This is a genomic window from Methylorubrum podarium, assembly GCF_040270385.1.
Taxonomy (GTDB): Bacteria; Pseudomonadota; Alphaproteobacteria; order Rhizobiales; family Beijerinckiaceae; genus Methylobacterium; species Methylobacterium podarium.
Genome location: NZ_JBELQE010000134.1, coordinates 54,218 through 62,721 on the forward strand (window position 1 = coordinate 54,218; position 8,504 = coordinate 62,721).

Annotated in this window: 6 protein-coding genes and 1 tRNA gene; 4 read left to right on the forward strand and 3 right to left on the reverse strand. The window is 70.0% G+C overall.

Features of this window, described 5'->3' with window-relative positions:
* Positions 1-345: 345 nt before the first annotated feature.
* A complete protein-coding gene (gene eutC / locus ABS772_RS26105) occupies positions 346-1,128 on the reverse strand; it encodes an ethanolamine ammonia-lyase subunit EutC (RefSeq protein ID WP_350397602.1) in 783 nt (260 codons plus the stop codon).
* Positions 1,125-2,507, reverse strand: a complete 1,383-nt coding sequence (locus tag ABS772_RS26110) for an ethanolamine ammonia-lyase subunit EutB (RefSeq protein WP_350397603.1) — start codon at positions 2,505-2,507, stop codon at positions 1,125-1,127. Before ABS772_RS26110 ends, eutC begins: the two co-directional genes overlap by 4 nt.
* 636 nt (positions 2,508-3,143) lie before the next feature.
* On the opposite strand from ABS772_RS26110, the gene oxlT reads away from it, so the two are divergent.
* Positions 3,144-4,442, forward strand: a complete 1,299-nt coding sequence (oxlT, locus tag ABS772_RS26115) for an oxalate/formate MFS antiporter (protein ID WP_350397604.1) — start codon at positions 3,144-3,146, stop codon at positions 4,440-4,442.
* A 238-nt stretch (positions 4,443-4,680) separates the two neighbouring features.
* Here the strand turns inward: oxlT and ABS772_RS26120 are convergent.
* Positions 4,681-4,755: transfer RNA gene (locus ABS772_RS26120), tRNA-Val, on the reverse strand.
* 292 nt (positions 4,756-5,047) lie between these two features.
* Between ABS772_RS26120 and ABS772_RS26125 the strand changes: the two genes are divergently transcribed.
* The 3 genes from ABS772_RS26125 to ABS772_RS26135 all read left to right on the forward strand — a co-directional run.
* On the forward strand, positions 5,048-6,094 hold the full coding sequence (locus ABS772_RS26125) for a hypothetical protein (RefSeq protein WP_350397605.1): 1,047 nt from the start codon (positions 5,048-5,050) through the stop codon (positions 6,092-6,094).
* A 6-nt stretch (positions 6,095-6,100) separates the two neighbouring features.
* Positions 6,101-8,254 carry a glycosyltransferase family 2 protein gene (locus tag ABS772_RS26130; RefSeq protein WP_350397606.1) on the forward strand — a complete coding sequence of 718 codons (2,154 nt, stop codon included), beginning with the start codon at positions 6,101-6,103 and terminating at the stop codon, positions 8,252-8,254.
* Positions 8,255-8,365: 111 nt separating this feature from the next.
* The coding region (locus ABS772_RS26135) for a 2-dehydropantoate 2-reductase N-terminal domain-containing protein (RefSeq protein ID WP_350397610.1) at positions 8,366-8,504 on the forward strand (139 nt) is incomplete at its 3' end.

Below are 8,504 nucleotides of genomic sequence, written 5' to 3' on the forward strand. Positions count from 1 at the left end.
TAAGGCGTTGGAGCGACAGCATTTACCGCGACCCCGGAAGTCGTCCCGGTTTATGGTGGGATTGCGGCGCTCAAAGGCACAGCTCAAGGCAAAGTCGGGTTGCTTTCGCGGTGTGTCGGGGCCGCAACAGCCGAGCTTGCGCCAGCGCCCGAAAGACGTCGCACGGTCAACGTGCATCCCCCGGCCCGCGGTCCCGCAGGAGGGGGGTTTTCAGTCGTACCGAATTCGGTCGATCCCCCGAGGTTTTGCGCAACGCCGTCATCGCGAGGCGGAGCCGAAGCGATCGACCGGATCGGACGTCCGAAGGCCCTCGCGCGATAGGCCGAGCTTCGCCGAGGAGTCGGATTAGCGGGCGGCGATCGCCGGATCGGGCATGTCGGCCTCGATCGACCGGTCGCTCTCGTCCTTCAGGTTCACGCCGGTCAGCCCGCGGGAGAAGGCCTGGGTCAGGAGCCAGTTCAGCTTGAACGCGGCGAGTTCGAAGCTGAGGCCGGCGGGCCGGACGTTCGAGATGCAGTTTCGTTCCGCATCCGAGCGCCCCGGCCTCGGATCGAAGGTGACGTAGAGGCCGAGGCTGTCGGGCGAGGACAGGCCGGGGCGCTCACCGATCACCACCACCACCGCGCGGGCCCGCAGCGCCGCGCCGGCCGCATCCCCCAGCGCGACCCGTGCCTGGGTGGCGATGGTCACCGGGGCGAGGCGCCAGCCGGCCCGCTCCGCATGCGGCTTGAAGGCGGCGAGCAGGGCGGCGGCGCCCTCGTGCACCGCCCGCGCCGAGAGGCCGTCGGCCACCACCAGGGCGAGATCGACGGGCTCGCGGGCCGAATCGGCCAGCGCCTTCAGGCTGTCGGCCGAGAGCCGGCGCCCGTAATCGGGGCGGCGCAGATAGGTCGCGCGATCCGCCGCACCCGAGGTCACGGTCACGGTCGGCAGGCCCAAGGCCGCGACGGCCGCCGCGATCGCGGCGGCGTCCATCGGCGTGTGGACGGCGTCGCGCGCCTGGGCGTGGGCGAGGCCGAATTTCAGCACCTCGCGGGTCGGCAGGCCGGCGCCGGCGCGGCCGAGGCCGATCCGGGCGGGGGTGAGGCGGGCGAGGCGCTGCCAGAGGTCGTCGGTCCGGGCGCTCATGCGGCCAGCCCCGGCGCGGCGGCGAGGAGGCGGGCCTCGGCCCCGCCGGGCAGGAGGGTGCCGTTCGCGTCGGTGAGGCCGATTCGGGCGAGCCATTCCTCGAACTCGGGCGCCCGCCTCAGGCCCAGCACCTCGCGGATGTAGAGCTGATCGTGGAACGAGGTGGACTGGTAGTTCAGCATCACGTCGTCGGCGCCGGGAATGCCCATGACGTAGGTGCAGCCCGCCGCCCCGAGCAGGGTCAGCAGCGTGTCCATGTCGTCCTGATCGGCCTCGGCGTGGTTGGTGTAGCAGACGTCGACCCCGAGCGGCACGCCCATCAGCTTGCCGCAGAAATGGTCCTCCAGCCCGGCGCGGATGATCTCCTTGCCGTCGTAGAGATATTCCGGCCCGATGAAGCCGACGACGGTGTTGACCAGCAGCGGCCGGTAGCGTCGGGCGACGGCGTAGGCGCGCGCCTCCAGGGTCTGCTGGTCGATGCCGTGATGGGCGTCCGCCGAGAGCGCCGAGCCCTGGCCGGTCTCGAAATACATCACGTTGTCGCCGAGGGTGCCGCGCTTGAGCGCGAGCGCCGCCTCGTGCGCCTCCTGCAGGATCGGCAGGGTGACGCCGAAGCTCGCATTGGCCCGCTGCGTCCCGGCGATTGACTGGAACACCAGATCGACCGGCAGGCCGCGGTTCATCGCGTCGAGCGTGGTGGTGACGTGGGTGAGCACGCAGGCCTGCGTCGGGATCTCCAGCCGGCCGATGATCCCGTCGAACAGGCTGAGCAGGGTGCCCATGGTCTGGATCGAATCGGAGACCGGGTTGATGCCGATCACCGCGTCGCCGCAGCCATAGGCGAGCCCGTCGAGGATCGAGGCGGTGACGCCCGCCGGGTCGTCGGTCGGGTGATTGGGCTGGAGCCGCACCGCGAGCGTCCCGGGCAGGCCGATCGTGTTGCGGAACCGCGTGATCACCCGGCACTTCCGGGCGACCAGGATCAGGTCCTGGTTGCGCATGATCTTGCTCACCGCCGCGGCGATCTCCGGCGTCACGCCCGGCGCGATTCGCGCCAGCGTCTCGGAGGAGGCGGTGAGCAGGAACTCGCGGAAATCCCCGACCGTCAGGCTCGCGATCTCGGCGAACGCCGCCTCGTCGTGATCGTCGAGAATCAGGCGGGTGACGTCGTCGTCCTCGTAAGGGATCAGCGGGCGCGCCAGGATCTCCCTGAGCGGCACCTCGGCCAGGCACCAGCGGGCGGCCATGTTCTCCTCGGCCGATTCGGCGGCGATCCCCGCGAGGCAATCGCCGGAGCGCACCGGGGTCGCCTTCGCCATCAGCGTCGCCAGGTCGGCGAAAACGTGGGTGCGGGGACCGACGGTGTGGCGATAGGGCATCAATGGGCTCCTTGGCCGCGCCCGACAGGATGCAAGGATCGGGCGGCCTGTCGAGGGGATTTCCGGCGAGGCGGTCGCGTGCGGCGGAGGCGCATCCGCGCCCGCAGCGCGCCCTGAAGCAAGAACGGCGCCCGGCTTCCCGACAAATCGATCCCGCGGGGGGCGGATCGCTCGAGTTTGGCACTTCCTCGCGCGAGAAGCGTAACGGCGGCGGAGCCTCTCCGATTCACCAAGCACCGTGCCAGACGGCGCGAAGGCGTCGCCGCGGGGCGCGTCGCCCGATCTGCCCGTCATCGGTCTGCGAAGACCGGTATGTCATTGATTCGGCGGCGCCGAACCCGTCCTTTTCCCTGCCGCAACCGGCCGCATCCTCCGGTCAACGCAGCGATTTTTTCGTGGGGTTCCGGGATTTCATCCTTTCGGTTCCTCACTTTCGTGTCAGATTGCGAATTATTTCGCTTGCCTGCATGCCTGGCATACCAAATAATGCATACCAATGCCCGGGACGAGAAAGCCCCTCGGATCCAACGGGCAGAGGAAGGAATCTCAACACCCTGCACTGACGTCTTTCACGCCAAACACGCCAAATCGACACAACAGGCCTTCACGTCTGTGCAGGCACGAGGGAGCACGCTCATGGCACTATCGTCTACGGCCGCGGATCGGCCGGTATCGTCTTCGAACCGGTGGCTGCAAATCGTCCTCGGCGTCATCTGCATGGTGGCCGCGGCCAACATCCAGTACGCCTGGACCCTGTTCGTCCCTGAAATCCAGAAGACCTTCGGCTGGGATCGCGCCGCGATCCAGGTGGCCTTCACGATCTTCGTCGTCGTCCAGACCTGGCTGACGCCGATCGAGGGTTACTTCATCGACAAGTACGGCCCGAGCCGCGTCGTGATGTTCGGCGGCCTGATGACCGGCCTGGCCTGGGTGGTGAACTCCTACGCGACCTCGCTGTCCGGGTTCTATCTCGGCTCCGTCCTCGGCGGCATCGGCGTCGGCTGCGTCTACGCCACCTGCATCAACAACGCCCTGAAGTGGTTCCCGGACAAGCGCGGCCTGGCCGTCGGTCTGACCGCGGGCGGCTACGGTGCGGGCTCGGCGCTGACGATCCTCCCGATCGCCAAGATGATCGACGCCGGCAGCTACGCCCAGGCGTTCTTCACCTTCGGCCTGATCCAGGGCACGGTCATCATCCTGGCCTCCATCTTCATGCGCTCGCCGGCCAAGGACGAGGTCAAGTTCTCGACCAAGGTTCTGCAGACCCGTCGCGACTACACCCTCGGCGAGGCGCTGCGGACCCCGGTCTTCTACGTCATGCTGCTCATGTTCACCTGCACGGTGACCGGCGGCCTGATGGCGGTGGCCCAGCTCGGCGTCATCGCGACCGACCTCGGCGTGAAGAACTTCCAGGTGAACCTGTACTTCTTCGCCATGGCGGCGCTGCCCTTCGCCCTGATGCTCGACCGCATCATGAACGGCATCTCCCGCCCGCTCTTCGGTTGGATCTCCGACCGGATCGGCCGTGAGAAGACGATGTTCATCGCCTTCTCGATGGAGGGCATCGGCATCGTGGCGCTGGGTTACTTCGGCTCGAACCCCTGGGCCTTCGTGATCCTCTCCGGCATCGTGTTCCTTGCCTGGGGCGAAGTGTACTCGCTGTTCAGCGCCACCGCCGCCGACACCTTCGGCTCGAAGCACATCGGCAAGATCTACGGCGTCCTCTACTGCGCCAAGGGCTTCGCCGCGCTGTTCGTGCCGGTCGGCAACCTGCTGATGCAGGCCACGGGTACCTGGTCGTCGGTGCTCTACACCGTGGCGACGATGGACCTGATCGCGGCGGCGCTCGCGGTGGCCGTGCTCCGGCCGATGCTGAAGCAGCACCACGCCGCCAACAACGCGGCGGTGCCGAACGCGGCCCTGGCCCACGCCTGATCAAGCGCCCCCGGTCCCTCGGGACCGGAGGCCCGAACGCAAGAAAGCTCCGCCGGAAACGGCGGGGCTTTTTCGTTTCCGGTCGTGGCGCCGGGGACGCCGGCCGAGGCGGGCCGCGATCGCGCGGCGATGCGGCGGCGGCGCGACGACCGCGCGTGAACCGCCGATCCGTCCGGGCAAAGAAAAAGGCCCCGTCTCCGGAGCCTTGGTCTCGTCGTCCATCTGCGTCTGGCGGAGATGGTGGGCGCGACAGGGATCGAACCTGTGACCCCTACCATGTCAAGGTAGTGCTCTCCCGCTGAGCTACGCGCCCCGGCAGGTCGTCCGGGTGGCCCCGGCGTCCTGCGAGGCCGCGGCTATAGCCGGTGCCGGGCGGCTCCGCAAGCGGGGCGTCGGCGGAATCTGACGGCAGCCGCCGAAACCCGCGGACCCCGCCCCGGGCAACGGCGCTCCCCTCGCCTCTCCCTCTCATCCCCATTGCGCGCGGGCGGCAAAAATCGGCTAAGAGTGCGCCCGCGAAACCTGCGGCCGCCGCACCCTGTCGGCGGCGATGCGGCGCGCACCGAGCGGACGGACCAGCACGGGACCGAGGACGGCAAGCAAGGATGCGGTTTCTCCTATCGTCCGACGAGGGCGACGTGATCCGGGGCTGGGTGGTGCCGGACAACCCGCAGGCGATCAGCCGGGTCTGCGTCTGCATCGACGGGCGCCGGGTGGCGGAGGCCTCGGCCATCCACGCCGACCCGAACTTCGTCAAGTTCGGCTGGCACGCGACCGGACAATGCCATTTCGAGATCCGCGAGTCCGACGTGCCGGGCCTCGCCGGGATCGAGCGGCTCGAGATCTACGACGTCGACACCAACGTGCTGATCTACCGGCGGCTGCCGGGCGGGGGGCTGACCGACAAGAAGGTCATCCTGCTCAACGCCCATATCCGCCCGGAAACGGTGGTCCAGACCGCGCTGTATCCCTATTTCCGGCAATCGTATTTCGGGATCGGCCGGTTTCCGGACGAGATCCTGCGGGCGATGTTCGACACCGTCACGCTCGATTCCTGCCTGATGGCCGGCGCGATCATCTTCCCGCGCTACGAGGGGCACTTCGTCCAGAGCGGCGCGCTCACCATGCTGCTCGTCCACGATCCCTTCGTGGAACTGGCCAGCCGCCTGTACTGGCTGCGCGAGCGGGCGAGCATCGCCGCCAACGCGGAGCAGCACTGGCGCCTCGGCAACCTCGTCGAGGCGGCGGCCTTCACCCTCGACTACGACTTCACCGACGTGAAGAGCCTGAAGCGGCTGTTCCGGATGATGCCGGAACCGGCCTATCACCTGCTCTACAACCCCCTGACCCGCCAGCTCAGCACCCACGTGCCGGAGGACCGGCTGATGCCGGCGAGCTCGATCATCGCGGTCGAGGTCCTGTCGCGCATCGACGTCGTCGGCCACCGCGACTACTTCGAGGCGTTCATGGCCTCGGTGTTCCACCATATCGGGATCGAGGCCCCGCTGCCGCTGCCGCTGCCGATTCCCAACGAGACGCTGGCGCTCGCCGAGCTGCTGCGCGGGATGCGCTTCGCCCGCGACATGGTCGTCTACGACACGGTGCTGAGCGACGCGGTGCGGGCCTCGGTCTCGAAGAACTGGGAGGCCTGAGGCGCGATGGCGGAGCGGGCCGGCCCCCACGTCACGCTCGCGGGCCGGGCGCTGCCGGTGACGGGCGCGGACGGGGCCGACCTGCGCATCGACCTCGCCGGCGCGGGCCTCGGCGGCGTCTGGGTCAGCGTGACCTGGCGCGATGCCGGCAGCGGCGGCATCGCCCGCGCCCTCCTCAGCGCCGTCTCCGGTGATGGCGGGAGCGCGGCGCTGGTCGAGGAGCCGCTCGGCGGCGACGGCTTCGCCTGGACCGGCCGGCTGCCGCCGGACGTCGCCGCCCTGCGCCTGACGGCCCTGTCGCGGACCGATCCCTTCCGGCTGCAGGATCTCACGATCACCCGCCGCGGGCGCCTCGGGATCGTGGCGCGGGCGGGCCGCCGCCAGCCCGGCCTCACGGCGCGGGCGGTCTACTGGCGCCTCCTCGGCCTGAAGCTGCGCGCCCGCGGGCTGATCGGGCAGGCCCTCGCCCACCGGTCCGAGACCGGCTACGCCGCCTGGATCGCCCGTTTCGACCGCCTCACGGCGGCCGAGCGCGCGCGGATCCGCGCCGAGATCGCGGGCTGGGAGGCGCCCCCGCTCATCTCCGTCCTGATGCCGGTGCACGATCCCGACCCGCGCGTGCTGGAGGCGGCGATCCGCTCGGTGCGGGGCCAGCTCTACCCGGTCTGGGAACTCTGCATCGCCGACGACGCCTCCACCGATCCGCGCATCCCGAAACTGATCGCCCGCCACGCCGCCGAGGAGCCGCGCATCCGCGCCCTGCGCCGGCCGGAGAACGGCCATATCGCCCGGGCGACCAACGACGCCCTGAGCCTCGCGGGCGGCGCCTACGCCGCCTTCCTCGACCACGACGACCTCCTCTCCGAGAACGCCCTCTTCGAGGTGGCCGCCGCCCTCCGGGCCGACCCGGCGCTGGAGCTGATCTACAGCGACGAGGACAAGGTCGAGGGCCGTGGCCGTCGCTTCGAGCCGCATTTCAAGCCGGGCTACGACCGCGAATTGCTCTGGGCGCAGAACTACGTGAACCATCTCTGCGTCGTCCGCACGGCGACGCTGCGCCGGCTCGGCGGCCTGCGCCCCGGCTTCGAGGGCAGCCAGGACCACGACCTGCTCCTGCGCCTCACCGAGGGGCTCGACGCCGCGCGGGTGCGCCACATCCCGAAGGTGCTCTATCACTGGCGGGCGGCGGCCGGCTCCGGCACCTTCTCGGATCGGGCGCTCGCGCGGGCCGAGGAGGCACGCCTGCGGGCGCTCGCCGAGGTGGCCGCGCGCAAGGGCGCAAGGGCCGAGCGGGGGCCGGAGGGGTTCAACCGGCTCGTGCGCCCGCTGCCGGAGCCGCCGCCGCTCGTCTCGGTCGTCATCCCGACCCGCGACCGGGCGGAGCTGCTCAGGGTCGTCCTCGACGGGCTGTTCGCGCGCACCGACTACCCGGCCCTCGACGTCGTCGTCGTCGACAACGGCAGCACCGAGCCGGCGACGCGGGACCTGTTCGCGCGCTACGCCGCCGAGCCGCGCTTGCGCGTGCTGCCCGCGCCGGGCCCGTTCAACTTCTCGGACCTGTCGAACCGGGGCGCGGCGGCGGCGCGGGGCACGATCCTCCTGTTCCTCAACAACGACATCGAGGTGCTGGAGCCGGGCTGGCTCACCGAACTCGCCTCGATCGCGAGCGATCCGGAGATCGGGGCGGTCGGCGCGAAGCTCCTCTATCCCGACGGCACGATCCAGCACGGCGGGATCGTGCTCGGAATCGGCGGGATCGCCGGCCACAGCCATCTCGGCCTGCCGGGCAACGAGCCCGGCTCCTTCGCGCGGATGCTGCTGTCGCAGGAGGTCTCCGCCGTAACCGGCGCCTGCCTCGCCGTGCGCGCAGACGTCTTTTCCGAGGTCGGCGGCTTCGACGCCGCGCATCTGGCGGTCGCCTTCAACGACGTGGACCTGTGCCTCAGGATCCGCGCCGCCGGCTACCGCATCGTCTGGACGCCGCATGCCCGCCTCGTCCATCACGAGTCGAAGAGCCGCGGCGCCGAGGACACGCCGGAGAAGCGCGCCCGCTTCGAGGCCGAATCGCGGGTGATGCGCGAGCGCTGGGAGCCGGTGCTGCGGGCTGACCCGTACTACAACCCGAATTTTTCCCGCGCCGCGGCGCATTACCGGCTGTAGCGCGACCGCGGCAGGGGCGGCGGGGGCGGCGGACGGTTTGCGCGGACGCGGAACCGGGCTACACTGCACCGCAACATACCGGACGGCTCCGGTGGCCCGGCGGAGACATCGATGCGCATCGCGATGATTGGCTCGGGCTATGTCGGCCTGGTATCGGGCGCCTGCCTCGCCGATTTCGGCCACGAGGTCGTCTGCATCGACAAGGATCCCGAAAAGATCGCCGCCCTCAACGAGGGCCGCATGCCGATCT